We start from the raw sequence: 25,457 nt of genomic DNA, 5'->3' as shown, positions 1-25,457 counted from the left end.
CAAGTTGGAGATGTCATGTTTTCCCGAATTCGACTCGCGGCGCTGCGGCGCCGCACTACGCCGGCGATGCTTGCGCCGGCGCTGCTGGCGTTGGCGTTCGCCGGCCCAGCCATGGCCTCAGGCACCGGCCTGACGCTCCCCGAGGCGCAGCAGCGCGCGCTCGGTCGCTCGCTGCAGCTGCGCGCGCAGGACGCGGCGGTGAAGGCGTCGCAGGAGCTGGCAGCCGCCGCGCGCCAGCTGCCCGACCCCATGCTCAAGGCGGGCGTCGAGAATGTCCCGCTGAGCGGTCCCGACAGGTATTCGCTGGGCCGGGACTCGATGACGATGCGGCGCATCGGCATCGAACAGGAGCTTACACGTAGCGACAAGCGCGACCTGCGCGCCCGGCGCTACGAGCATCTGGCCAACAAGACGCGCGCCGAGCAGGTTGCCGCCGCCGGCGCGGTCGAGCGCGACACGGCGCTGGCCTGGCTGGACCAGTATTACTTCGAGCAGATGGCGCAGGTGGTGGCCGAGCAGGCCGACCAGGCCGAGGCGCTCGTGGTGGCTGTGGACGCGGCCTATCGCGGTGGGCGCTCCAGCCGCGCGGACCTGCTGGCCGCCCGCAGCGCGCTGGCCATGGTGCACGACCGCGCGAGCGCGATCGAGCGCCAGCGCCAGAGCGCCCGCACGACGCTGGTGCGCTGGGTTGGTGAGTTGCCTGGTCTTGCGCTCACGGGCAGCCCGGACCTCACGCAGATTCGCCACAACCCGGACACCCTGCCGCACGAGCTCGAACACCATCCTGAGGTGAGCGTGCTGAACCGCGCTGCGGACCTGGCCAGCACAGAGGCGCGCCTGGCGGACGCAGAGAGCCGCCCGGACTGGCGCGTCGAACTGGCGTTCCAGCAGCGCGGCCCGGATTATCCGAACATGGTCTCGTTCGGCGTTGCGGTGCCGCTGCAATGGGACCGCAAGCACCGCCAGGACCGCGAAATCGCGGCGCGCCTGGCGCTAGCCGACCAGGCGCGCGACGAGCGCGACGAGGCGCTGCGCATGCACACCGCCGAAACCGCGAACCAGGTCGGCGAGTGGCGCACCGGCCTGGAACGCCTGGAACGCTACCGCACCGAACTGCTGCCGCTCGCGCGCGAACGGGCAGATGCGCTGCTCGCCGCCTACCGGGGCGGCAAGGCCGCGCTGGCCGACGTCATCGCCGCGCGCCGCGACGAACTGGAAACCCGCCTGCAGTCCTTGCAGCTCGAGGCCGACACCGCGCGCCTGTGGGCCCGCCTGAACTTTCTATTCCCGACCAGCCAGATGAACACCGTTTCGAACCTCAACAAACCGGAGGCGCCATGAATCGCCGCGTGATTGCAGCCGCGGCCGCGGCACTCGTGCTGGCCGGCGCCAGCTTTGGCGCATACCGCCTTGGTCAGCGTTCAGCCGCGCATGTGCCGGCCGCCGTGCCGGAATCGGGACGCAAGGTCCTGTACTGGCAGGACCCCATGGCTCCTGGCAAACGCTTCGACAAGCCCGGCAAATCGCCGTACATGGACATGGATCTCGTGCCCGTGTACGCGGACGAGCAGGGCGCCGAAGGCACGGTCAAGGTCAGTCCCGACGTGCAGCAGAACCTGGGCATCCGCCTGGTCGAGGTGCGCCAGGGCCAGCTGGGCGGCGGACTTCGGCTGGTCGGCAATATCGCGTTCAACGAGCGCGAACGCGTGCTGGTGCAGGCGCGCAGCAGCGGCTTCGTCGAGCGGCTGTTTGTGCGTGCACCGCTCGAGCGGGTGCGCAAGGGGCAGGCGCTGCTGGACCTCTACGTGCCGGACTGGGTGGCGGCGCAGGAGGAATACCTGTCGATCCGCCGCATGGGCGCCGCGCAGTCCGCGGGCCTGCTGGACGCGGCGCAGCAGCGCATGCGCCTGGCCGGCATGACGGACGAGCAGATCCGCCAGGTGGCCGCGCGCGGCCAGGTGATCAAGCGGGTGACCGTCACGGCCCCCGCAACCGGCGTGGTGAGCGAACTGCCGGCGCGCGAGGGCATGACGGTCAGTGCCGGCGCGCCGATGATGACGATCAGCGGACTGGCCAGCGTCTGGGTCAACGCCGAAGTGCCCGAAAGCGCCGCGGCCCAGGTGCGGCCCGGTACGGCGGTCGAGGCCACGACGCCGGCATATCCCGGCGAGCGTTTCAGCGGCAAGGTCGAATCCTTGCTGCCTCAGGTCGATCCAGGCACGCGCACCCTGGTCGCACGGATCGAGATCGCCAACCCAGCCGGAAAGCTCAGTCCCGGCATGTTCGCCAACATCGGCGTGATCGGCGCCGGGCGCCGGCAGGCACTGGTCGTTCCGTCCGAGGCGGCAATCCAGACCGGCACCCGCACCGTCGTCATCGTGGCGCAGGGCGACGGCAAATTCATGCCGATGGAAGTGAGCGTCGGCACAGAGGCCAACGGCGACACGGAAATCCTGTCGGGTCTCTCCGCAGGGCAGCGGGTGGTGGCTTCCGGCCAGTTCCTGATCGACTCCGAAGCCAGCTTGCGCGGCGCCGTGCGGCGCCTGGAAGGGGCCACGCAAACCAGGCCCGCGACGGTTGCCCCGGTCACGCACCATGGCATCGGCAAGATCGAAAAGATCGGCCCGGATGAAGTCACCATCTCGCACGGACCCATTCAAACGCTCGGATGGGGGCCGATGACGATGGGCTTCGTGCCGCCGGCCGGTGGCCTGCCGGCAGGGATCCGGGTGGGCGACAGCGTAGCGTTCGATCTGCAGGCCCGCCCCGATGGGCGCTACCAGATCACGGGGATCGAACGCAAAGCGAAGGCAACGCCGCCTCCTGCCCATGAACCTGCGCGGCACGGCAGCGAACACGGCGTGGATCACGCCACCGGCCAGGGCGATGCCACGCACGGCGAGCATGGGGCACACGCCATGCTTGAAGATGCGCCCCATGACCACGGAGCGCACCAATGATCGCCCGCATCATCCGCTGGTCGATTATCAACCGCCTGCTCGTCCTGCTGGCCGCTGTGGCGCTGGCCGGGTGGGGCGCGTGGTCTCTCGGGCGCACGCCTGTGGACGCGCTGCCCGACCTGTCGGACGTGCAGGTCATCATCCGCACGACCTGGCCCGGCCAGGCGCCGCAGATCGTCGAAAACCAGGTGACGTATCCGCTCACCACCACCATGCTCTCGGTCCCGGGCGCGAAGACCGTACGCGGCTACTCGTTCTTTGGCGACTCGTTCGTGTATGTGCTGTTTGAGGATGGTACCGATCCGTACTGGGCGCGCTCGCGGGTGCTGGAGTACCTGAACCAGGTGCAGTCGCGCCTGCCGCAACAGGCGCGACCCGCGCTGGGCCCGGACGCTACCGGCGTCGGCTGGGTGTTCGAGTACGCGCTGGTGGACCACAGTGGGCGCCACGACCTGTCGCAACTGCGCGCGCTGCAGGACTGGTTCCTCAAGTACGAGCTCAAGACGGTTCCCAATGTCTCGGAAGTGGCCAGCATCGGCGGCATGGTACGCCAGTACCAGGTGGTGCTCGATCCGGACAAGATGAGGGCCTACAACGTCACCCACGCGATGGTGCTCGATGCGCTGGCCAGGGCCAACCAGGAAAGCGGCGGTTCGGTACTGGAAATGGGCGAAGCCGAATACATGGTCCGCACCACCGGCTACCTGCACTCGCTGGACGACTTCCGCGCGGTGCCACTGTCGACCAACGCGGCCGGCGTGCCGGTGCGCCTGGGCGACGTCGCCCGCATCCAGGTCGGCCCCGAGATGCGGCGCGGGATCGCGGAGCTGAACGGTGAAGGCGAGGTGGCGGGCGGCGTGGTGGTCCTGCGCTCCGGGAAGAACGCGCGCGCGACCATCGCCGCCGTCAAGGAAAGGCTCGCCAGCCTGAAGGCCAGCCTGCCGCCGGGCGTCGAGGTGGTGACCACCTATGACCGCTCCGGCCTCATCGACCGCGCGGTCGACAACCTGGAACACAAGCTGGTGGAGGAATTCATCGTCGTCGCCCTGGTGTGCGCGCTGTTCCTGTGCCACCTGCGTTCGGCGCTGGTGGCCATCGTATCGCTGCCGCTGGGTGTCCTGGCCGCTTACATCGTCATGTACTACCAGGGCGTGAACGCCAACATCATGTCCCTGGGCGGCATTGCGATCGCGATCGGTGCCATGGTCGATGGCGCGGTGGTCATGATCGAGAACGCGCACAAGCATATCGAAGCATGGAACCACGCGCACCCGGACGCGCAACTGAACGGGGAAGAGCGCTGGCGCGTGATCGGCGACGCCGCGGCGGAAGTGGGCCCGGCGCTGTTCTTCTCGCTGCTGATCATCGTGCTCTCGTTCGTGCCCGTGTTTGCCCTGCAGGCGCAGGAAGGGCGGCTGTTCGCGCCGCTCGCGTTCACCAAGACCTATTCGATGGCCGCCGCGGCCGGGCTTTCGATTTCGCTGGTGCCGGTGCTGATGGGCTACCTGATCCGGGGACGCATTCCGGATGAGCGGCGCAACCCGGTAAGTCGCGCCCTGATTGCCGGCTATCGGCCGCTGATCGCCGCCGTGCTGCGCCATCCGAGGTCGACGCTGGTGGCGGCCGCGTTCGTGGCCGCCGCCACCGTGTGGCCGGTCAGCCGGTTGGGCGGCGAATTCCTGCCGATGCTGGATGAGGGCGATTTGCTGTACATGCCGTCGGCGCTGCCCGGCCTTTCGGCGGGCAAGGCGGCCGAGCTGCTGCAGCAGACCAACCGCCTGATCAAGACCGTGCCGGAGGTCGCCACCGTGTTCGGCAAGGCCGGCCGCGCCGAGTCGGCCACCGATCCCGCGCCGCTCGAGATGTTCGAGACCACCATCCAGTTCAAGCCGCGCGGACAGTGGCGGCCGGGCATGACGATGGCAAGACTCACCGAAGAACTGGACCGCGTGGTGAAGGTGCCGGGACTGTCCAACGTGTGGGTGCCGCCGATCCGCAACCGCATCGACATGCTCGCCACCGGCATCAAGAGCCCGGTCGGGATCAAGGTCTCCGGCGCCAGCCTGCCCGAGATCGACCGCCTGAGCAGCGCGATCGAGGCCGTCGTCAAGAAGGTGCCCGGGGTCTCGTCCGCGTTGGCCGAGCGCCTGAACGGCGGGCGCTATGTCGATATCGGCATCGACCGCGACCGCGCCTCCCGCTACGGCATGAACATCGCGGACGTGCAAGGCATCGTATCGGCGGCCGTTGGCGGCGACAATGTGGGCGAGACCGTCGAAGGGCTGCAGCGCTTCCCGATCAACGTGCGCTACCCGCGCGAGGTGCGCGACTCGGTCGACAAGCTGCGCCGGCTGCCGGTGCTGACCGGGCGCGGGGCGCAGATCGCGCTGGGCGACGTGGCCGACATCCGCGTGGCCGACGGGCCGCCCATGCTCAAGAGCGAAAACGCCAGGCTGTCCGGCTGGGTGTATGTCGACATCCGGGGCCGCGACCTGGGCTCGGCGGTGCGCGAGATGCAGCAGGCGGTGGCACGCGAGGTGAAGATCTCACCCGGCTATTCGATCGCGTGGTCGGGGCAGTTCGAGTATATGGAGCGCGCATCGGCCAAGCTGCGTGTCGTGGTCCCGGTGACGCTTGCGATCATCTTCCTGCTGCTCTACGCCACGTTTCGCCGGCTGGACGAGGCGCTGCTGATCATGGCCACGCTACCGTTCGCGCTGGCCGGCGGGGCCTGGCTGCTATGGCTCCTCGGGCACAACCTGTCGGTGGCCAGCGGCGTTGGCTTCATCGCGCTGGCCGGCGTCTCGGCCGAATTTGGCGTGATCATGCTGCTGTACCTGAAGCACGCATGGGAAGGCCGCGTCGCGCTTGGGAAGACCAGCGAGCAGGACTTGCTGGATGCGGTGACCGAGGGCGCAGTGCTGCGGGTGCGGCCGAAGGCGATGACCGTCGCGGTGATCGTGGCGGGCCTGGTGCCGATCATGATCGGTTCGGGTACGGGCTCGGAGGTCATGCAGCGCATTGCCGCACCCATGGTGGGCGGCATGATCACGGCGCCGCTGCTGTCGATGTTCGTGGTACCGGCCGCGTATCTGCTGCTCAGGAGGCGCCAGGTCGGCGCTTGATTTCGTAGGGTGGGCGGGTCTCCCGCCCACGCGTTCAAGCGCAGCATGCGGGGGCTGAACGCGTGGGCAGCAAGCAGCCCACCTGCGGTATGATCGTCCACTTCAACATCCCGCTGAAGGAGTCCACATGCGCCACCTGCTGTTCGCCGCCCTTGCCGTATTGTCCGTGCCGGCGTTGGCCGCCACACCGGCCGAAACCGTCGCCAGCTTCCACGAGGCGCTCAAGCGCGGTGACATGGCGCAGGCCAGTGCGCTGCTCGCGCCGGCAGTGGACATCTACGAGTCCGGCTACGTCGAGCGTTCGCGCGCCGAATATGCAGCGCATCACCTGCCCGCAGACATGGCGTTCGCAAAGACCACCACGATGCGCATCCTGCAACAGCATGAACAGGCGTCGGGGGACCTGGCCATCGTGCGCCGCGAGACCGAGACCACGGGCAGCCACCAGGGCAAGCCGGTGCATCTGTTCGGCACCGAAACGGTGCTGCTGGAGCGCGACGGCGACGGCTGGCTGATCACCCATGTGCACTGGTCGTCGCGCAAGGCCAAATAGCGCGCAGGCGCCGGACTGCCCCGGCGCGCCTTACTCGTGCCGCAGCGCTTCGATCGGGTCCAGGTGCGCCGCCCGCCGGGCCGGAAAATAGCCGAAGATGATCCCGATCGCGGCCGAGAACACGAACGCGGTCAGGTTGATCGAGGGACTGAACAGGAACGGCATGTGCATCAGCGCCGCCAGGCCAACGCAGGCCGCAAGCGCGATCGCAATGCCAATCAGGCCACCGAAACCGGACAGCACCACCGCCTCGATCAGGAACTGCAGCAGCACCTCGCGCTCCAGCGCCCCGATGGCCAGGCGAATGCCGATCTCGCGGGTGCGCTCGCGCACCGACACCAGCATGATGTTCATGATGCCGATGCCGCCCACCAGCAGGCTGACCGCCGCCACCGCGCCCAAAAGCCCGGTCATGGTGCGGATCGTACCCGACAGGGTGTCGGCGATCTGCTTGGTGTCCATGACGTTGAAATTGTCGTCCTCGTTCTCCGCCAGCCGGCGCCGTTCGCGCAGCAGGGCGTTAATCTGCTTCATCACTTGCGCCGTGCGTGCCGAGTCGCGCAGCGAAACCAGGATCGTGCTCACGTCGGTGTCGCCCGTGATGCGGCGCTGGACGGTGGCGATCGGCATCACCACCACGTCGTCCTGGTCCATCCCCATCGCGCCCTGGCCCTTGGAAGCCAGCAGACCGACGATCTCGCACGAGAAGTTTTTCACGCGCAGTTGGGCGCCGACCGGGTTCTGGCTGCCGAACAGTTGCTTGCGCACCGTGTTGCCGATGACGCACACCGCCTTGCCGGCCTTTTCCTCGTCCTCGTTGAACTCGCGGCCCGCGGCCAGCTTCCAATTCCCGGCAATGAAGTAGTCGTTGGTGGTGCCGTTGACCACGGAAGACCAGTTGTTGTTGCCGGCGACCAGTGTCGAGGTGCGGCTCACCGCCGGCGCCACCGCCTTGACCCCGCTCAGCTGCAAACGCAGTGCCTCGATGTCGGCCAGCTTGAAGTTGGGCGGACGGGCGCCGTCGCGCGGGCCCATGCGCTGGCCAGGGCGCACCATCAACAGGTTGCTGCCCAGGCTGGAGATCTGGTCGGATACCATCTGGGTCGCGCCGTTGCCCAGCGTGACCATGGTGATCACGGCCGCCACACCGATCACGATGCCCAGCACGGTCAGGAACGAGCGCAACAGGTTGCGGCGGATTTCGCGCAGCGCCACCAGCAAGGCGTTACCGAGCATCGGCGGCCTCCTCGTTGACGGTCTCGCTGTCGATCGCCCCGTCGATGAAATGAATGATGCGGTGCGCGTAGCGGGCCATGTCCGGCTCGTGGGTGACCATGACGACGGTAATGCCTTGTTCGCGGTTCAGGTCGGCGATCAGCTGCATGATCTCGTGGCTGCGCTTGGAGTCCAGGTTGCCGGTCGGTTCATCGGCCAGCAGGACCAGCGGCCTGGTGACGATGGCGCGCGCGATCGCCACGCGCTGCTGCTGGCCGCCGGACAGTTCGGCCGGCGTGTGGTCCTCCCAGCCGTCCAGGCCCACCATGGCAAGCGCGGCGCGCGCCGCGGCGCGCCGCTGCTCGGGCGGTTCGCCCCGGTAGAGCAGGGGCAGCTCGACGTTCTCCTGCGCCGAGGTGCGGGCCAGCAGGTTAAAACCTTGGAACACGAACCCGAGGTAGCCGCGGCGCAGCAGGGCGCGCTGGTTGCGGTCGAGCCGTTCGACGTGGATGCCCTGGAACAGATATTCGCCGGAGGTGGGCGAATCCAGGCAGCCGAGAATGTTCATCGCCGTCGATTTGCCCGAACCGCTGGGCCCCATCACGGCCACGAAATCGCCGGCGGCGATCGACAGGTCGATGCCGCGCAGTGCCTGGAAGGCCACGGCGCCTTCGCCGAAGGTCTTGGTGATGGCGCGCAGCTCGATCAGCGGCGCCTCTTGCTCGCTCACTTGGCCGCCTCTTCGTAGTCGGTGATCACCGCCATGCCGGCTTTGAGCTCGCCGCCCGTCACTTCGGTATGGCGGCCGTCGCTCACGCCCGTGTGCACACCGACCGGCTGCGGGCCGTTTGCGCCCAGCACCCAGACCTGCGCCTGGCCGTTGACCGGCTTGGCGGCGCGCCGCGGCGCTGCAGGAAAGCGCGGCATGAGCTGGCTCACGAAGCCGCCTTGCGCTGCCTGGCCCGACTGCTGCGGCGGCACGAAGCGCAGGGCGGCATTGGGCACCAGCAGCGTCTTGTCGCGCCGCGCGGTGACGATCGACGCGGTGGCCGTCATGCCCGGGCGCAGTGCAAGGTCCTTGTTCACCACATCCAGGATGGTCTTGTAGGTGACCACGTTATCGGTCGTGGTCGCGCCCAGACCGACACGCTGGATCGCGGCCGGAAAGCGGCGCCCCGGCCATGCGGACACGGTGAAGCTGGCCGGCTGGCCGGGCCGCACGGTAGCGACGTCGGCCTCGTCCACCTTGACCTGCAGCTGCATGCGGGTGAGGTCCTCCGCCACGACGAACAGCACGGGCGTGGTCATGGCGGCCACCACCGTGTTGCCCGGCTCGACCTTGCGCGTCAGTACCACGCCGTCCACCGGCGAGCGGATGTCGGCCTTGGTCAGGTTGGTCTCGTCGGTCTTGAGGGTGGCGCGCGCCTGTGCGGCCTGGCCGCGCGCGGTCGACTCGTTGGCGATGGCGCGCTGCAGGGCCGCTTCGGCTGCCTCCAGTTCCGTGCGTGCCGGCACCTTGCCACCCGAGAGCTCGGACACCTGGCGCATGCGCGTGAGCGACGCGCGCGCCTCGGCCACCGTGGCTTGCGCCTGCGCGACCTGGCCTTCGGCCGCCTGCACTGCGGCGCGTGACTTGAACACGGTGTCGTTCAGGCGCGACTTGTCCAGTTGCGCCATCAACTGGCCCTTTTTGACGGTGTCGTTCTCGTCCACCAGCACGGACGCCAGGGTGCCGGACAGCTCGCTGCCCACGTCCACCGACTTGGTCGGTGCCAGCGTGCCGCTGGCCGATGCGGTGACGACGAGATCGCCGATTGCGGCCTGCTCGGTGACGTACTTGACCGTCGGGCCGGCGCTGCGCGTGGCGAGGTATGCCACCACGAATGCCGCCACCACGAGCGCGCCGGCGATCATGGGCCAGCGGCGCCGGGCATGCCCGGAAGTGCCGGCGGCAGCGTCGTCGAGCAGGCGCTGCAGTTTGTCCTTGGTGTCGTCGCTAACTTTGGTTGTCATGCTTGCGGTTCCGGAAGAGGGGAGACGTCAGGCCTGCTGCCATCCGCCGCCGAGTGCCTTGTAAAGGGCCACGAGCGCGGACAACTGGGCCGCTTGCGCGCTGGCCAGCGCGTCCTGCGCGGAAAGACGGGTGCGCTCGGCGTCGAGCAGGCGCTGGAAATCGGACAGACCCGATTGGTACATCTGGCGCGACGTGGTGGCGGCGCGGGCAGCCGCATCGGCCGCACTGGTGCGGGCCTCGAGGCGGTCGCGCGCGGCGCCGTAGGCCACCAGCGCGTCCTCGACTTCTTCCAGCGCCGACAGCACCGCGTTCTGATAGGCGATGAGCGCCTGCTCCTGCACGGCGCTGCGCACCTCGACCGCGCTGCGCAGCCGTCCGGCGTCGAACAGCGTGGCCGCCAGCGAGCCGGCGGCGCTGCGCACCAGCGTGTCGGCCGTGCCGAGCGCGCCGAGCGAAGCGGCCTGCCAGAAGATCGAGCCCGACAGGTTCAGGCTCGGGTAGCGCTGCGCCATTTGCGCGCCGACCCGTGCGGTTTCCGCAGCCAGGCTGCGCTCGGCGGCGGCAAGGTCCGGACGCGCCCGCAGCGCGTCGGCGGGAATGCCAACCGCAACGCGGGCGGGAACCCGGGGCAAGGGACGCGGCTCCTGCAGCGCCGATCGCAAGGCGCCCGGCTGCTGCGCCAACAGCACGGCCAGCCGGTTCTGGGCATTGGCGATCGCCATTTCCAGGTCGGAGATCGAGGCGCGGGTCTGCTCGCGGCTGGCCACGGCCTGGTCAACGTCGCTGGTGCTCACAAGGCCGGCCTGGTTGCGCCACTGCGCCAGCTGCACGGTCTCGGTCTGGCTGGCCAGGTTTTCGCGGGCGATGGCCAGGCGCTGCTGGTAGCTGCGCAGGTCGACATAACTCTGCACCACTTCGGCCACGAGCGACACCTTCACGTTGGCCAGCGACGCCTCGCTGGCCTCCAGGTCGGCGCCGGCCGCCTCCAGCGTGCGGCCGTTCTTGCCGAACAGGTCGACTTCCCAGCCAGCGTCAAAGCCTGCTTCGTACAGGGTGGAGGTGGCGCGCACGCCGCTCGTGGACGCGCTGCGCGTGGTTGGCGACAGGTTGGCTGTCAGGGTCGGAAACAGGCCGGCGCGCGCCTGCACACGCACGGCGCGGGCCTGACGTACGCGCGCTGCTGCCAGCCGCACGTCGCCATTGGCCGCCAGTGCCTGTTCCACCAGCGTGTCGAGCTGGGAGTCGCCCAGCACCCGCCACCAGCGCGCCAGTGCGGCCGGGCTGGCGGGCGTGAGGCCGGCCGAATCGGTTGCGCCGTGCCATGTCGCGGGCGCCTGCTGTTGTGGCGCCTGGTACCCGGGGCCGGCCATCGGCCGGTGCGTTGCGCAACCCGCGCCCATTATTGTGAGGAGGCAGGTTCCGTACAGGCGCATGCGGCCCGCACGATATAGTCGATGCATATTGGATGCCGTCAGTTGGAAACACGGTCGACCACTTCAGGCCGCCGTTCATTATGGCCGATTCTGCTGTAAATGAATGTTAATGCCAGGAATTTCTGTCTTCAAATATTGTGTCTTTCCGGCGCCTTGCCTGATTCATGCTTTTGCCGAGCAGGCATGGAGTGGCGCTGGATCCGTTGGGTCCGGCGCGGTTCCCAACAATTCGTCAGCGTGGATCAAGGCAGCGGCCCGGTCTGGTGCTAGTTTGGGGTGAGGTTGCGGCAGCGGTGTCTACTGGCCAGGAGGTTTTTGCGTGAACAAGCATTTTGTAACCATGCTGGGCTGGTGGCGCTGGCTGGCCGCCTTCGCGGTGGTGCTCTATCACGTGCGCTTTCTATTGCTAGCTCCGTACGACGACGTGGCAGAGAAGGGCGTGCTGCTGAACCTGTTCTATTTTGGCACCAGCCTGGGGCACGAAGGCTTTGTGCTGTACATGCTGGTCAGCGGCATGTTGCTGGGCGGGTTATCCCTGCGCCGATGGAAATTGCAGGGTGCCGGCGCGTGGCGCGATATCGCCCACAAGGCCTTGTGGTTCTACGCATTTCTGGTTCCCGGCCTGCTGCTTGGCGGCTTGCTGGACCTGACCGGTCATTGCGAGCTGCGCTCCACTGGCACCTACGCCTATTTCGATCAGTTCACGCCCGATTTTTCGCTGCGCGCGGTTGCCGAAAACCTGCTGCCGGTCCAGCGCTTCATCGTTCCCGGCCTTGGCAGCAACTCGATGCTCTACCTGCTGGCGTACGAATGCTGGGCCTACCTGGCCTTTGCCGCGTTTGTCCTGCCCACGCGTCGCCGCACGGGCGCGGTGCTCGGGGCCTTCGTCGCCATCGTCGGCTCCGTCCTGGCCCCGGAGTTCGTGGGCTACCTGCTGTTGTGGATGATGGGTGCCGGGGTCTATCACTACCGTTTGCGGCTGCAGGAACGGCTAGGGCGGGGCAGGGCGTTCGTGCTCTTCGTGGCGAGCCTGCTGACTTCGCGTGTGGTCGGATCGCACCTGTCCGAGGTGCCGGAGCAGTATGTGCTGGTGGTTCGCAGCTTGCTCGATCTGCAGTTCGGCATCGGGCTGACCTGCCTGCTGCTCGCCTTGGGCAGTAGCAGGATTTACCGGGATCGCCGGTCGGTCTTGCTGTGGCGGCTCGCTCGGGGATTTCCGGCCGCAAATTCGGTCATTTTCGCCTGCCATTTCCCGCTGATGATGTTTGCCGTTGCCGCTGCGAGCAGGGCTTTTGGCGTGCCGATAGCAGGCCAGCCGCAGCCGCTGCTGTTTGCCCTGTTCGGTCTGGTGGTCGCGTTGATTTACGCTTACGCGTGGGCCTTGTCGCAGCTTGCAAGACGGCTGGTCCGACTGCTCGGGGCGGCGCGCGGAATGCCGGTTGCGCCGGTGACGGCGTGAGCGCGGCCGCTCAGGCGCAGTGACAGCCGCGTGCGATCTTGCGCAAAGCGTTCAGGTCTTGCCCGAACATGCACAGCGCTTCGCAATGTTTGTCGAGCAGGTCGAAGGGAATGTACTGATCGAGCGGAAGGCCTTCATCCGTTCGTCACTGCCGACAAACCAGGTGTTGTACACCGATTCCTGGTCCTGCTTGTATGCGTTGATCAGGTCGGCCAACTGGCCGGCCGCTGGAGCTGGGTTCACGACTTTGTCCGTAGGTTGCGCAAGAGACACTAGTGTACCCATGGCACTCATCCTTGGAAACCCGGACTGATCTGCCCACTCCACGTCGTTTCCATTCACCAGATCAAGCATTTCGCAATCAGCGCCTGCGATCGCATTTCCATCCGATACAATCTTCAGGTCACTAACATCCTCAAGGGAACATGTACGCGGCCGCGGTGCGCGGCATGTTGTACTGGAATCATGGACAGTAAATCAAGCCCCGAATGGGACCCACGGTCCGAAGCGGTGCTTCAGGATCAGATCGCGGCCTATGACGAGATGCGGCGCCGGTGCCCGGTGGCCCATAGCGACTACCTGAACTGGTCGCTGTTTCGGCATGACGACGTTACGCGCGCGCTGCACGCCCCCCTCACATTCAGCAGTGCCGTCTCCAGCCACCTTGCCGTTCCGAGTGGCATGGATCCGCCGCAGCACACCGAGTACCGTCGCATCATCGAGCCGTATTTCAGCGTGGAGCGCATGCAGGCGTTCGAACCGGCGTGCCGCGCCATCGCCATTGAATTGATGGACAGCTTGCCGGCGGCGGGCGTGGTCGAGTTCATGAGTGCAATTGCCGAGGACTATGCACTGCGGGTGCAATCCGCCTTTCTTGGCTGGCCAAGCGAACTGCGTGATCCGCTGCGGAGGTGGACGCGCAAGAACCATGCAGCGACCCTGGCGCGTGACCGTGCGGCGATGGAGGCGGTTGCCTTCGAGTTCGATGGCTATATTCGCGAACTGCTGGCGGTACGCCGCAGCGCGGGTGCAAGCGCGCCCGCCGACCTGACGACCAGTCTGTTGCGCGAGCGCGTGGGCGGGCGCCCGCTGAATGAGGAAGAGATCATCAGCATCCTGCGCAACTGGACTGTCGGCGAGCTGAGCACGATTGCCGCCAGCGTCGGCATTGTCGCGCACTATCTGGCTGCGTGGCCGGCACTACAGCAGCGTTTGCGGGAAAACGTCACGCTGGTCCCGGCGGCCGTCGATGAAATCCTGCGCCTGCATGCGCCATTGATCTCGAACCGGCGCGTGCTGACGAGACCTGTGGAAATCGGCGGCCAATACCTCGCCGCCGGCGAACGCATCACCTTGATGTGGGCATCGGCAAATCGCGATGAAGCGGTGTTCGATGAACCAGACTCGTTCCGCCTGGACCGGGATCCATCGAAGAACCTGTTGTATGGAGCAGGCATTCACGTTTGTCCGGGAGCACCGCTGGCGCGCCTTGAGTTGCGCATCATTGTCGAGGAACTTTTGGCGCGCGTAAAAAAAATCGCGCCGGCTCCAGATGCGGCACCGGTGAACGCCGTGTATCCGGCGAGCGGCTTCGTCGAGCTGCCGCTGCGAATCGAAGCAGCCTGAACACACGCAGGCACTACGGCTCCGGCTACATAAAGGAACACAGGCGACACGCGGCTGCCATCCGCGTGCCGAGCCTGTGTCATTGAGCCGCTCTTCAAATGTTGGCTTCCGACTAAGCCCTGATATCCACTTGTGCGCCAGAGAGCGTACAATTTCATTATTGCAACGATCACGGATGGGCATGCGAGACATGCCGGAGGTTCGGGTCTCGGCACTTCTCATTCTGAAGCTTTCTCACCCAGCGTCAAACTGGTCGCGGCGCGAGCAAAGCTCATCCCCATCTTTTTCAATCAAGGGTGCAACTCAAAAAAGGGTTAGCCATGCAATCGTATGCGGATAAAAACCGGGATAGTCAAGCTACGTCGGCCACTGCCAAGGCCAGGAATGAGAAAACGCGGGATTCGCCCGGATTTCAGCACCTGGACAACCGGCCTTCCAGCATACAGACCCGGAAGGCGCAAGAGATGGCGGGCAACAGCATAAAAAAGAGCTTCGTCCAGCTTGTTGACAATCGGCAGGCGGGCCGGCAAATGGAGCATGCGGCAACCGCACCTCATACGGCCGATACGTCTCAGGTTGTCCAAGGTGTCTTCATCCAGGATAACCAGACATTTTCGTGGAGAGATACAGACACAAACAAGGTCTACCAACAAACCAGCACAATCTCGGGAGGGAGGGTTACCCTTACGTCAGAAGACGGCGAGAGCTTTGTCATTGAGCAGGGCATGGACGGCACATGGAACCGAGTCAGCCAACCAGCTCAGGTCACGCTGACCCCGCAGCGAGGCTCGGGATATCGCGTAGACTCTGAATTCAAAGGCTTCAAGGCAGCTGATGCACTTAAAGAGAAGGGCGATCTCGAGAAAGCTGATTTACCGTACTCAGCACACGGAAAGATCAGAGATCAAGAGTTCAGAGATTTTTTCTCCGACATCCCATCGTTACCAAAAGAAGCAAAACCATCGGAAGGCTACCGTAAGGTGATTGACGAAAGAATACGCGCCTATGGCAAGCTAGCGCAGCCAGCACCTCGGAAGAATGGTTTCAACAAGCGGCCCTACGAATCAGGTAAAAATTACGAATTTTCAGTGGACGCGAGCGGCGGGCTCCCTTTTCATCAAGCCGACGATCTCATCAAAAGCTCGTACCAGAGAAAGGACAAACTGGAGAAAAACCTGACCGCTCAGGATCTCTACGAGGCACAATACTTATCGAAGTTTAACGATATCGTCCCCGATTCTGCGCTCTACGCCCCATTTACCCAAACCCAGCAATCAGAGCACTGGCTAAACACGCTTGGCCCAACACTTGACGTAAACTTTCCACCGACAATATCAGACGAAAGCGTTGGAACGGATTACAAAGCGGTGCATACCGTTTTCAAAAAATTCCTCAATATGCTGTCAGCGAATCCTGATTTCATATTGAAAACCGCTGAGGACACCCAACTATTTCTGGATAAAGAGCTGGCATCGGTTGCGATCGAAGCACATAAAGAAGCGTATCTAGGCTCCGCGAACAAGCAGAAATCTAAAGCAGCAAAGAAGGAAGGAAGCTCGACAAAGAGACGAAAATTCCTGGGCTCGAAGGAAAATTCGAATATAGAACAAGCGCATGCCAACGTAGCTGCGTTCCTGTCAGGCGCGGATGTCAAATTTCCCACCACGCCAATGGCCGCCAACGTACAAAAAATCGCGTATCTGTTTTACATCAAGTTGGTCAAGCGAGCAATCGCAAATATGGTTATCCTGATCCATAGCCACAAGGAGTATGCAATTGAGCAGGGTACCGGACAAGCGATTAAACAAATTATGAATAATCTGACGGTTCAACTCTCAAGGCTGGCGGAGCTGCAAAGCAAACTGTACACTGGTTCAAGCGATGTGACAGCCGAGAGTGCCGATGTCAGTGCGTATCAGCCACATATTCCGCAAGAAGTCCAACATTTGGCTGAACAAAATGGCGTTCAAGCATATTATGGCGGGTCAGACGGCAATAACTGTCTAATCTATGCCATAGCTGGTGCTTTTGGCGTTCATCTTACGGATCACGAGGCAGCAGAGATTCGAAACTGGTTGAATAATCACAGTGCGCACAATGCCCATTTCAGCGCACATGGTCAGCTTCCAATGTTGCCGGGACTCATTCAAGAAATAGCAAACCGACTGAGGCTTGCCGGCCATAATCTCAACGGAACCGTTACCGTTGTAACAACGCAGGGCAATTACAACGCACAAGGCGCCGTGGCCAACAACGCGAATCACGGCAATGTATTGGTGATCCTCCATGGTGGCCATTATTACTTCACCCAAGCAGCAAATTTAGCATAAGCGATAGGTTGGGCGTGTTGGAGACCTTGAGGTTAAGGCCAGGCTGGTGGCGCCAGCGAGCTGCACCTGGCACGGCTGGAGCGCCGGCTGCCCGAGCACGTGCTGACGGTCCGCAGGGCCGAAACGGTGCTGGCCCAGCCCGATCTTCGCTCGCCGATCGGCATATTGGCAGGAAGGAGATCTGTGAGATCAGCCGGTGCTCCTGAGCGGCGATCCTGTTGCCCAGAAAGGACTTTGCTGACTCGGCGGCAGCGTTTGAGATCTCGCCGCTGCCCGGCCTTCTGTTCGCATAATTTATATTATGTCAAATCGTAGCTGCGCACCCGGTCCCCTACGCATCGCGATCACACCCACAGCGACAATTTCAGATGCTGACCGGGCCGTAGCAACCGTTCCCTCCCATGACACGGCTCCCTCGTCACCGTGCAATGACGCAACAGGGTCCGCCAACTGCACTTGCGGTTTGTACGCGGGCAGCCCGGCCGCCCGCGTGCCCGCTTCACTCGGTGTCGGCCGAGATCGTTCCCTCGTCCACGGTCGCGATGGCGCCAGCGGCGCTGGCCCGCATGTTGTCGTAGTCGACAACCTCGGCGCCGGAACGCGGATCTGCATGCCAGATCCGGACGCGAACGCCGTTCAGCTTGCCTGCTTCATTCGTCGTGGCGGCCAGGGTGAACTTGTAGCCGCCCGCGCCGTTGAGGGTGCCGCTGCCGCCGAACTGCAATTCCGTCCCCCGCAGCGCCTTCGAATCGACTTGATCGCTCTGAAAGCGCAAACCCGCCGAGTTGAACCGGACCACCGCCATGCTGCCGGCATCGGAGGCAAAGGCGAACGTCGCAACACCGGGTCGGCTCGTAGGCTCCCGGAAGGCGTTGGCCGGCGACACGAACCGGCCCTCGCCCGCCACGCAGGGGCAAGTCTTGACCACGGTGACGTTGAGCCGGACGACCGTGCTCTTGCCGCTGGAGTCGGTCACGGTGAGCTTGACGGTGTAATCGCCCTGGGCTTTGTAGGTGTGCTGGCCACTGACGTTGCCGCTGCCGTTGCGCTCATTGACCGTTCCCGTGTCCTTGTGTCCGTCGCCCCAGTCCCAGGTAGCCTTGTGGGTATCGTGCGGGTCGGAATCGGTGAAGTTGGCGGAGAAGGACAGCAGATGGCCGGGTTGCTGCTTGCCGGTGACGGTGATCGGGCCGACCAGCGGACGCAGGCCGGAGACGGGCTGGGTGGTCAGCAGGACCAGCCCCGTGTCGGTGGTTGCAACGATCGAGCCGTAGTCCGATATCGCCAGGGCTCGCCGCAGGAACAGCCCGTGCGGCAAGTTGCGCACGCGCGTGTTCAGGTCCACGATTCCGCCGGCCAGGGACCAGATATAGGCGCGCGATCCGGCCAGGTTGGCGGTTCCTACGACCTGGCCGCGGTTATTCAGGTCGTCCGCCAGCGACTGGGTGACATTGGGAATGCCGGCGCCAATCTGGACCAACCCGCTCGCGCGCGTCCAGGCAAAAGCAAACGGCTCTTTCAGCCCGATCACCATCCCCTTGTCGTTGATTTTGGTCGCGATCGAGAACCCGTTGCCTCCAATATCGATTAACTGCTCCTGTGGTGTCCACAAGAATGCATGTTCGCGCTGGCCCTCCTGGAAGACCGCGCCGCCGACGACGTACCCGGCGGTGTTGATGTCGTTCGCTGCCGACCTGTCGCTGGGAATCGTCGAAGGCGTGTGGAGCCCCGCGGACTGGGTCCACCTGAACGGCAGTTGGAGGAATTGGCCCGCCACCACCAACGGGAACACGCCCACGACCGTTTCCGCATCGTTGAGGGCAAGCGCAAAGGAGCCGGTGTTGAGCGGACCGACACTCGTCGCGACGTTGGCGGCGTTCCACAAAGCGGCGTTGGCCTGCGTGGGGTGGGTGGGATCAAAAAAAGTAAAACCCGCCACCTCACCCTTGTTGTTGATGTCGAAGCCTTGTCCGCCTGCGGGCAGAAGGCGCTCGAAACCCTTCTCCTTGCTCCATCGGTAGGCGCCGGAGAACCTGCGGCTGTCGACGAACCCGGTGACTTGCCCGACCTCGTTCAGGGCGGACGCGGCGGACTGGCGCGCGCGGAACGGGATGATCGACCGCACCGTTTTCCCGTCGAAAAAGCGGGCCCGCGTAAACTCGTTGGGATTGAAAGGGTTCTCGGTAAATGCCACCTGCCCCTTGTTGTTGATGTATGCGGCTGCCACCTCGGGATCGTCCGAAAGCGGGACAACGTTGTACCTTGTGCCCGATGCCGCGGCCGCGACGGGCGCCTCCTCGGCCTGTCCCGTAGCGAACGCCCGGCCTTCCCACAGCGCGCCGCAGGCGGCCAACGCGATGAGGTGCCATAATAGCGAGGAGCGGCCCCAAGGGGCGTGCGCGCCGGGTAGTCGGGCCTGGGTTTCCATTCTTTCCTCCTGTCAGTTTTTGCGCCCGGAGCGATGCCAACGGACGCGCCAACTCCAGCTTAGGTCGATGGCTGAAGGCCGCTACTGGCGGGCGTCAAATGCATGGCCTGCGGGAGCTCGTCCCATGTGAGTATCGGGACTGCGTCCTTGCACGGCGGAACGGAAGACTTCCTGAAGCGAAAGATCAGGGCGTAAGTCAACTGAGATGTCCAACACGGCGACCGTTCCCGGCTGATCGCCCGCCGTCTCAATTGCGCACTGCACCCCGCCCGACAGCCGCCGGCCCGCCAAGCCGCCACGACAGTCCAAGATAGACAATCCGTCCGTCAAACCGCCTGAGGTTCGTCTCCCTGAGCGTTTCGGTATCGGTCACGGTCTCGATCTTTTGCGTGTTGAAGATGTCGGTCACGTTCATCACCACTGACAGCGCCGGCGTGATGTTGTGGCGCAGGCTGACGTTGGTGAACGACGTCGGCTGGCGGTAGCCCTGGCCGGTCAGCGCCTTGCCTTGTCCGTTCAGCGCCACCTGCAGGTGGTCCACGTCGGTCAACTCGACGTTGAAGCGCCCGCGCATGCTCAATGAGGTCGCGCTGCGGCGCACGTCGGCACCGGTTGCGTCCAGTTGCGGCTGCTCGATATGCGCCAGGTTGCCGCTCGTGTTGATTGAAAATCGTGGCGTGACCTTGCCGCCAAGCGTGAACTCAAGGCCGCCCGTCCGGGATCCGGGACCGTTCTCCGGCCGCGTCAGCACCACTGCATCGCCAACGAAGCTGCGGCGGTACAGGATCGCGTCCTTGTCCCTGCGGTAGTAGCCGCGCAGGTTCGCTTCCAACCCCATCAGGCGCGACTCCAGCCCCAGTTCCAACGAATCGGTCAGCGCCGGATGCAGGCTTGGATTGCCGGCGGATTCGTTCAGCTCGTCCCGATAAACCACGAACGGATTGAGCTCGGCTGCGCTGGCGCGCCGCAAGCGCCGCGCGTACGCCAGCCGCAGGTTGGTATCGTCCGTCAGCTTGTAGGTCGCAAACGCGCTCGGAATGGCGTTCACGTAATGGTTGGTCGCGTTGATGTTCGACGTGATCTGGTCGATGTCCACATGCGTGTATTCGGCGCGCAGGCCGCCCAGCACGCCAAGCCGGTCGGTCAGCCGCAGCTGGTACGAGGCGTACGCAGCCAGATTGTGCTGGTTCAGCTCGAAGCTGTTGGTTCGGCGCGGGTTGACCACGCCGGCCCCGGTGACCACATCGATGTCCTCATACAGCGCGTCCACGCCGCTCTTCTGTGCGATCGCCTTGAAACCGAGCTTGAGGACGCCCTTGTCGCCGGGCCGCTCGTAGTCGCCACTGAAGTCCGTGATCCGGGTCGTGTTGTCGTTGACCTGCTGGCTGCGGCTGTCGCGCGTACCTGGCGGGCGCACGCTGTAGGCGTTCGCGTAATCGCTGTCGCTGGCGTTGCGCGCCGACGAAACGCGCAGGTCCAGCTTGAAGATTTCGCCCGGCAGTTCGCCCTTGCGATCCCAATGCGTGCTGACCGTGTAGTTGCTGCTGTCGCCGCCGCGCGCGGTGGTGCGCTGGTAGTCGCTGACGGTGACGCCATCAAGACCAAAGCCAAGATAGCGGTCCACCGCGTTGGCGTCGTTGGTGCGCCCGAGCCACGAGACCGCGGCACTGAGCGTGTCCGTGTCGCCCAGGTTGTATTTGATGCTGCCGTTCAGCCCCGCGGACTCGTTCAGCCCGGCGGAACTGGATGCCTGCGCGCTGCGCGTCACTTCGCCGGTGGCAACATTGACCCGCTCGCGCTCGACCTGGCCGACCAAGTTGCGCCCGTCATGGCGCACGTTGATCCCGCCCTGCAGGCCGATGCGGCCACTGTTGTAAGTGCCCGATACCGCCGAGTTGTAGCGCCCTGCCGTTCCGCCATTCGCATTGACAACCCCGAATCCGCCGGGCTTGCGCGTCCGTTTCATCACAATGTTCAGGATCGGTCCCCCGCCCGTCTCGTTGCCGAACTGCGCGCCGGGGTTGTTGATGACCTCAATCGATTCGATGTCTTCCGATGGCAGTGCCTGCAGCGCAGCCGCCCGGTTCTCACCCTGAAACATGGCCGAGGGCTTGCCGTCGATGTAGATCTGCACGTTGCTGCTGCCGCGCAGGGTGAGCGTGCCGTCCGGGTCAAGCGACACCGAGGGCACGTTGTTGAGCGCGTCCGCCGCCGTGCCGTTGGTGCTGCTGGCATCGGATTTGACGTCGTAGACTTGCCGGTCGATGCGGCTGGCGGGCCGCTGCGCCGATACCGTCACCGCAGGCACCTCGCCGTTGTTGGCGTTGGCGGTGTCCGCCTGCACAGGCTGCTGTACGACGGGTTTGGCGACAGGCGCCTGCTGCGCCAGGGCCCATCCGCTGCACAGCACGTCGCCGACCAGGGCGCCAAGCAGCAGTTTGCGGGAGGCAGCGCACAGCGCGCTGGTGTTCGTGGATTTGAGCATCAAGACATCGATCGATTGTGTGGCAGGGGGCACTCGGCCGGCAGGCACCAAATTCGAGACGATAAACAAGAGTTGCTCGTTAGTACAGTCCTTACACGCACGTCAATACGCCTCGGTAAGTGGTGACAGGCAATGCAGCGCCACGACATCGCGTTTGCTGGAATGATGATTGGTGCGACAAGGCGCCGGGAGCGAACATGGATACCGCATCACTGTGGCAAGGAACTGCCGTGAAAATGGCGTGTCTGCCCACGCTGCAGACTGACATCGCGGTGGACGTGGCGGTGGTCGGCGCCGGCATCACCGGCCTGACCGCCGCAATGCTGCTGGCGGCTGGCGGAAAGACCGTCGCGGTGCTGGAGGCGCACCGCATCGGCGGTTCGAGCACCGGCCACTCCACCGGCAATCTGTATGCGCTGACCGATATGGGCCTGCGAGAGATCGCACGGCGGCGCGGCGAGGCGACCATGCGCGCCGTGGCCGAATCGCGTGCTTCGGCCGTCGATGCGCTCGCGCAGACGATCCAGGCACTGTCGCTCAAGTGCGCGTTCACTCGCACCGCCTGGCACCTGATCGCCAGCACACCCGAGACCACAGGGGCGGTTGAAGAGGAACACAAGGCCGCACAGGCCGCAGGCCTGCAGGCGCGGCTGGTGGACGCGTCTCCCCTGCCCCTGCCCGCACGGCGCACGTTGCGCGTGGAGAACCAGGCGCAGTTCCAGCCGCTCGATTACGTACGCCAGCTGGCGCAGCACATCGTGGGCGATCGCTGCCTGGTGTTTGAAAATACCCCGGCGCTGGCGGTGGACGATGCCAACGGCGAGATCCGAACCCCGAACGGATCGGTGCGCTGCGAGCGGATTTTGCTGGCCACCCACACGCCGGTCGGCGTGCACCTCGTGCAATCGAAGCTGGACGTGGTGCGCGAATACGCGGTCGCCCTGCGGCTCGAGGACGCACTACCAGAGCCGGGCATCTACTGGGTGCTTGGCCAGGACAACTACTCGCTGCGCCTTTTCACGGAAGGCGGGATTGCCTGGCTGGTCGCCGTCGGCGCGCCCCATCCCACCGGTCATGCGCAGGCAACGGCCCATCCGTTCGACGCGCTGGAGTGTTACGCCCGTACGCATTTCAAGCTTGGCCCGGTCGACTACCGCTGGTCCGCGCAGCGCTACCGGTCCGAGGACTTGCTGCCCTGCATAGGCAGGAACGTGGACAGCGCGCGCACCTGGATCGCGACCGGTTTTTCCGGTGACGGCCTGACCTACGGCACGCTCGCCGGAATGATGGTGGCGGAGCAGATGCGCGGCCGGCCTACGCCGTGGGACGACCTGTATAGCCCGTCGCGGCTGGCAAACGGCAAGCGGCCCGATGGCTTCGAGCGTGAGCGCACCGAAGCCGCGCCGTCCGCTGTGCTGCCGCTGGATCAGGCCGCGCGCGCCCTCTTCGCCGATTTGCCGCTGTGCGAAAGCCGGCAACTCGAGCACGGCGGCCAGAAGCTAGCCGCCTTCCGCTGCGAGGATGGCCGCGTGCTCATCGTGGGCGCCAAATGCACGCACATGGGATGCGACCTGCAGTGGAACGACGCCGAGACGAGCTGGGATTGCCATTGTCACGGCAGCAGGTTCGGGCCGGATGGCCAGGTGCTGGAGGGCCCCGCGCTCACGCCGCTGGCCCGCGCGCCCGACATTTCACCAGCGGGCGAACCCGATCAGCCGGACGAGACCGGTGCCGAGGACTGAACCGCTTCATCTTTCCGAGGAGGAGTTGAATGAGCATCACAGTAAAGAACACCACGCCCGACACCCCGATGGTGACGCTGTTCGGCGAACTGCGCGACGGCCGCTTTGTCGCGAAGGTCATGCGAGAGGACGCGGTGCCGTATGGGCACCGCTGGGAGAACGAGATCGACCAGGCCATGGTGTACATCGTGCCCAACGAAGAGCAACTGGCGCGAATACTCGCCGCGCTCCAGGAGCGGCGGCTGGAGTTCAGCGACCTGCAAAACTACGGCTCCTCGGCCGGCGGAACCTCCGAACTTCCCGTCTGACCACGCCCGCGACGGCGCAACACCAGCGTGTACAGCACAACATTCGTTGCCAGGACGACTGCTGCCAGTAGAAGTTGCAGCTCGCGGCCCAGCCCGCTCGGGTAGATCGCTGCAAGCAGGTAGTGCTCGATGAAGCCTTCGCGATAGCCGGCCAGGCCACCACGCATGCGCAGGTAGTTCTCGATGCCGGTCAATGGACAAGGTGCGTCGCCCAGCTCCGCCCACACGCCCCACAGCGCGGCCGGCAAATGCACGGCCAGCACCCACCGGCGCCGCACGGCAAGCAAGGCGCCCCCCATCACGAACAGGATGAACGCAAGGTGAAGGAACAGCACGGCAGCTGCGGCGACACGGTATGTCATCGTGCAACGAGCCTATGCCCGCGAGCGTGCGCTGTAAAGACGTCTCGCGCATGGGCGGTGGCTTCGCCACCACGCCGATCCCGGCCGGGCCGGCACGCCTGCGCCGGATCAAACGCCTGCGGTCCCCTCCCCTTATCCTCGAAGGCTGACACCCCCGATCGAGGCGTAGCCATTCGAAGAAAGGAGGATCGGCATGAAATTGCACCTACCCACCAGACGGGCCGTCTTGTCCGCCGTCGGCCTCATCATGCTTGCCGGCTTGGGCGAGCCGGCGTTGGCGCAAGGCAGCTCTGCCAGCCAGCAGAGCAGCGGCAGCACCGGCGGCACCAGCAGCGCCGCTTCCACTGCCATCAAGCACGTGGATGACGCGGCGGCCGTGGTCCGCACGCTGGCGTCCGATACCAACATCAGTCGGCTGCTCTCCCAGGCGCGCGGCATCTACATCATGCCGCGTTATGGCCGCGCGGCGCTTGGCCTGGGCGCAGCCGGCGGCGCCGGCGTGTTCTCCGAAAAGCGCACCGATGGCACATGGAGTGATCCGGCCTTCTTCAACACCGGCGGCATCAGCGTGGGGCTGCAGGCCGGCGTCGAAGGCGGGCCCGTGGCGCTGCTGCTCATGAACGACAAGGCCCTGAACAGCTTCCGGCAAAAGAACAACTTCAACCTGAGCGCGGACGCGGGCCTTACCGTCGTGAACTGGCGCGCGCAGGCCCAGGGCCAGGCTGGCGCTGGCGATGTCGTGGTCTGGACCGGCTCCAAAGGCCTGTTCGGCAATGTGGCCACACTGGCGATCAACGACATCCGCTACAACCAGAAGGCGACCCAGGCCTACTATGGCAAGGCGCTCACGGTGCAGGATGTGGTGAGCGGCAAGGTGAGCAGCCCGCACAGCGACACATTGAAGCAGGCGCTGTCGAGCGCGGGCGGGGCGTCAGCCCGCTAGGCCCGCGATTCGTGGGCGAAAAATCCAGGTCAGCGCTTAGTGGGCGTGCGAGCCGGCGCCGGCGCCCGTGCCGCTGGCCTGCGCGCCGCTCATCCGGCGGCACTCGGCTGCGCAGCGACGGCAGGCGTCCGCGCAATCGCGGCAGTGCTGCATCGGGTGCTTGGCGCACTCGTCTGCACACAGCTCGCAAAGGTGCGCGCAGGTATTGCAGATCGCATCGGCCACCTCGCTGCCGCGCGCCATCGCGCCGGCGGCAAGGCGGCACATCTGCGCGCAGTCGATGTCAAGCGCAATGCAACGCGCCATTGCCTTGACATCCTGCTCCTGCAGGCACGACGCAGCGCAAAAATCGCAGGCATCGGCGCAGTCGTTGCAGGCTTCGATACAGGATTGGAATTGCTGACGATCCATTGTCTTTCTCCTCGTGTGTGACGGGTGGATGATGGCTGTCTGCAGCGCACAGTCCTGGTGGAC

The 25,457-nt window shown here is 65.1% G+C and carries 19 protein-coding genes; 10 read left to right on the top strand and 9 right to left on the bottom strand.

Features of this window, described 5'->3' with window-relative positions:
* The first annotated feature begins 15 nt into the window (after positions 1 to 15).
* The 4 genes from NX773_RS07925 to NX773_RS07910 all read left to right on the top strand — a co-directional run bounded on the left by NX773_RS07925 (position 16) and on the right by NX773_RS07910 (position 6,638).
* Complete coding sequence (locus tag NX773_RS07925; protein ID WP_258855760.1) at positions 16 to 1,341, top strand: TolC family protein; 1,326 nt, start codon at positions 16 to 18, stop codon at positions 1,339 to 1,341.
* Positions 1,338 to 2,960, top strand: coding sequence for an efflux RND transporter periplasmic adaptor subunit (locus NX773_RS07920; RefSeq protein WP_258855759.1), 1,623 nt, complete (start codon positions 1,338 to 1,340; stop codon positions 2,958 to 2,960). Before NX773_RS07925 ends, NX773_RS07920 begins: the two co-directional genes overlap by 4 nt.
* On the top strand, positions 2,957 to 6,085 hold the full coding sequence (locus tag NX773_RS07915) for an efflux RND transporter permease subunit (RefSeq protein ID WP_258855758.1): 3,129 nt from the start codon (positions 2,957 to 2,959) through the stop codon (positions 6,083 to 6,085). Before NX773_RS07920 ends, NX773_RS07915 begins: the two co-directional genes overlap by 4 nt.
* A 127-nt stretch (positions 6,086 to 6,212) precedes the next feature.
* A complete protein-coding gene (locus NX773_RS07910) occupies positions 6,213 to 6,638 on the top strand; it encodes a YybH family protein (protein WP_258855757.1) in 426 nt (141 codons plus the stop codon).
* A 30-nt stretch (positions 6,639 to 6,668) separates the two neighbouring features.
* On the opposite strand, the gene NX773_RS07905 is transcribed toward NX773_RS07910, so the two are convergent.
* From NX773_RS07905 to NX773_RS07890, 4 genes are read right to left on the bottom strand one after another with little or no spacing between them, the layout of a single operon-like run.
* Positions 6,669 to 7,874, bottom strand: a complete 1,206-nt coding sequence (locus tag NX773_RS07905; RefSeq protein ID WP_258855756.1) for an ABC transporter permease — start codon at positions 7,872 to 7,874, stop codon at positions 6,669 to 6,671.
* Positions 7,864 to 8,583 carry an ABC transporter ATP-binding protein gene (locus NX773_RS07900; RefSeq protein ID WP_258855755.1) on the bottom strand — a complete coding sequence of 240 codons (720 nt, stop codon included), beginning with the start codon at positions 8,581 to 8,583 and terminating at the stop codon, positions 7,864 to 7,866. Before NX773_RS07900 ends, NX773_RS07905 begins: the two co-directional genes overlap by 11 nt.
* Entirely contained in the window at positions 8,580 to 9,866 is a 1,287-nt protein-coding gene (locus tag NX773_RS07895) for an efflux RND transporter periplasmic adaptor subunit (protein WP_258855754.1), read from the bottom strand. Before NX773_RS07895 ends, NX773_RS07900 begins: the two co-directional genes overlap by 4 nt.
* A 27-nt stretch (positions 9,867 to 9,893) precedes the next feature.
* Positions 9,894 to 11,267 carry an efflux transporter outer membrane subunit gene (locus NX773_RS07890; RefSeq protein ID WP_258855867.1) on the bottom strand — a complete coding sequence of 458 codons (1,374 nt, stop codon included), beginning with the start codon at positions 11,265 to 11,267 and terminating at the stop codon, positions 9,894 to 9,896.
* Between the two features lie 352 nt (positions 11,268 to 11,619).
* Here NX773_RS07890 and NX773_RS07885 point away from each other — a divergent pair, with 352 nt between their 5' ends.
* Positions 11,620 to 12,759, top strand: coding sequence for a hypothetical protein (locus tag NX773_RS07885; RefSeq protein WP_258855753.1), 1,140 nt, complete (start codon positions 11,620 to 11,622; stop codon positions 12,757 to 12,759).
* Positions 12,760 to 12,810: 51 nt separating this feature from the next.
* Here the strand turns inward: NX773_RS07885 and NX773_RS07880 are convergent, their stop codons facing one another.
* Complete coding sequence (locus tag NX773_RS07880) at positions 12,811 to 13,002, bottom strand: hypothetical protein (protein ID WP_258855752.1); 192 nt, start codon at positions 13,000 to 13,002, stop codon at positions 12,811 to 12,813.
* Positions 13,003 to 13,224: 222 nt separating this feature from the next.
* Here NX773_RS07880 and NX773_RS07875 point away from each other — a divergent pair, with 222 nt between their 5' ends.
* Positions 13,225 to 14,385 (top strand): cytochrome P450, encoded by a 1,161-nt coding sequence (locus NX773_RS07875; RefSeq protein ID WP_258855751.1) that lies wholly within the window; start codon positions 13,225 to 13,227, stop codon positions 14,383 to 14,385.
* 296 nt (positions 14,386 to 14,681) lie between these two features.
* Complete coding sequence (locus tag NX773_RS07870) at positions 14,682 to 16,715, top strand: hypothetical protein (protein ID WP_258855750.1); 2,034 nt, start codon at positions 14,682 to 14,684, stop codon at positions 16,713 to 16,715.
* Between the two features lie 499 nt (positions 16,716 to 17,214).
* Here NX773_RS07870 and NX773_RS07865 read toward each other — a convergent pair whose 3' ends face one another.
* On the bottom strand, positions 17,215 to 19,143 hold the full coding sequence (locus NX773_RS07865) for a PKD domain-containing protein (RefSeq protein WP_258855749.1): 1,929 nt from the start codon (positions 19,141 to 19,143) through the stop codon (positions 17,215 to 17,217).
* 247 nt (positions 19,144 to 19,390) lie between these two features.
* Positions 19,391 to 21,628, bottom strand: coding sequence for a TonB-dependent receptor domain-containing protein (locus tag NX773_RS07860; protein ID WP_258855748.1), 2,238 nt, complete (start codon positions 21,626 to 21,628; stop codon positions 19,391 to 19,393).
* A 197-nt stretch (positions 21,629 to 21,825) separates the two neighbouring features.
* On the opposite strand from NX773_RS07860, the gene NX773_RS07855 reads away from it, so the two are divergent.
* A complete protein-coding gene (locus tag NX773_RS07855; protein WP_258855747.1) occupies positions 21,826 to 23,370 on the top strand; it encodes an FAD-dependent oxidoreductase in 1,545 nt (514 codons plus the stop codon).
* Positions 23,371 to 23,399: 29 nt separating this feature from the next.
* Positions 23,400 to 23,678 carry a hypothetical protein gene (locus NX773_RS07850; protein ID WP_258855746.1) on the top strand — a complete coding sequence of 93 codons (279 nt, stop codon included), beginning with the start codon at positions 23,400 to 23,402 and terminating at the stop codon, positions 23,676 to 23,678.
* Here the strand turns inward: NX773_RS07850 and NX773_RS07845 are convergent.
* Positions 23,636 to 24,040, bottom strand: a complete 405-nt coding sequence (locus NX773_RS07845; protein ID WP_258855745.1) for a DUF2784 domain-containing protein — start codon at positions 24,038 to 24,040, stop codon at positions 23,636 to 23,638. The two genes, NX773_RS07850 and NX773_RS07845, sit on opposite strands and share 43 nt — an antisense overlap.
* Positions 24,041 to 24,233: 193 nt before the next feature.
* Between NX773_RS07845 and NX773_RS07840 the strand changes: the two genes are divergently transcribed.
* Positions 24,234 to 24,983, top strand: a complete 750-nt coding sequence (locus tag NX773_RS07840; protein ID WP_258855744.1) for a lipid-binding SYLF domain-containing protein — start codon at positions 24,234 to 24,236, stop codon at positions 24,981 to 24,983.
* Positions 24,984 to 25,019: 36 nt separating this feature from the next.
* Here the strand turns inward: NX773_RS07840 and NX773_RS07835 are convergent, their stop codons facing one another.
* The gene (locus NX773_RS07835) at positions 25,020 to 25,394 is read right to left on the bottom strand and encodes a four-helix bundle copper-binding protein (RefSeq protein ID WP_258855743.1); all 375 of its coding nucleotides are present in this window, start codon (positions 25,392 to 25,394) and stop codon (positions 25,020 to 25,022) included.
* Positions 25,395 to 25,457 lie beyond the last annotated feature (63 nt).

Source organism: Massilia solisilvae (assembly GCF_024753215.1).
GTDB lineage: Bacteria > Pseudomonadota > Gammaproteobacteria > Burkholderiales > Burkholderiaceae_D > Telluria > Telluria solisilvae.
Note: the sequence above shows the minus strand (reverse complement) of the source record. Positions and strands in the feature narration are given on the sequence as shown.

Excerpts from the sequence above, each read along its gene's own strand:
- NX773_RS07925 (WP_258855760.1), top strand. The coding sequence starts at position 16 with ATGTTTTCCCGAATTCGACTCGCGGCGCTGCGGCGCCGCACTACGCCG.
- NX773_RS07920 (WP_258855759.1), top strand. The coding sequence starts at position 1,338 with ATGAATCGCCGCGTGATTGCAGCCGCGGCCGCGGCACTCGTGCTGGCC.
- NX773_RS07915 (WP_258855758.1), top strand. The coding sequence starts at position 2,957 with ATGATCGCCCGCATCATCCGCTGGTCGATTATCAACCGCCTGCTCGTC.
- NX773_RS07910 (WP_258855757.1), top strand. The coding sequence starts at position 6,213 with ATGCGCCACCTGCTGTTCGCCGCCCTTGCCGTATTGTCCGTGCCGGCG.
- NX773_RS07905 (WP_258855756.1), bottom strand. The coding sequence starts at position 7,874 with ATGCTCGGTAACGCCTTGCTGGTGGCGCTGCGCGAAATCCGCCGCAAC.
- NX773_RS07895 (WP_258855754.1), bottom strand. The coding sequence starts at position 9,866 with ATGACAACCAAAGTTAGCGACGACACCAAGGACAAACTGCAGCGCCTG.
- NX773_RS07890 (WP_258855867.1), bottom strand. The coding sequence starts at position 11,267 with ATGGGCGCGGGTTGCGCAACGCACCGGCCGATGGCCGGCCCCGGGTAC.
- NX773_RS07875 (WP_258855751.1), top strand. The coding sequence starts at position 13,225 with ATGGACAGTAAATCAAGCCCCGAATGGGACCCACGGTCCGAAGCGGTG.
- NX773_RS07865 (WP_258855749.1), bottom strand. The coding sequence starts at position 19,143 with ATGGAAACCCAGGCCCGACTACCCGGCGCGCACGCCCCTTGGGGCCGC.
- NX773_RS07860 (WP_258855748.1), bottom strand. The coding sequence starts at position 21,628 with ATGCTCAAATCCACGAACACCAGCGCGCTGTGCGCTGCCTCCCGCAAA.
- NX773_RS07855 (WP_258855747.1), top strand. The coding sequence starts at position 21,826 with ATGGATACCGCATCACTGTGGCAAGGAACTGCCGTGAAAATGGCGTGT.
- NX773_RS07850 (WP_258855746.1), top strand. The coding sequence starts at position 23,400 with ATGAGCATCACAGTAAAGAACACCACGCCCGACACCCCGATGGTGACG.
- NX773_RS07845 (WP_258855745.1), bottom strand. The coding sequence starts at position 24,040 with ATGACATACCGTGTCGCCGCAGCTGCCGTGCTGTTCCTTCACCTTGCG.
- NX773_RS07840 (WP_258855744.1), top strand. The coding sequence starts at position 24,234 with ATGAAATTGCACCTACCCACCAGACGGGCCGTCTTGTCCGCCGTCGGC.
- NX773_RS07835 (WP_258855743.1), bottom strand. The coding sequence starts at position 25,394 with ATGGATCGTCAGCAATTCCAATCCTGTATCGAAGCCTGCAACGACTGC.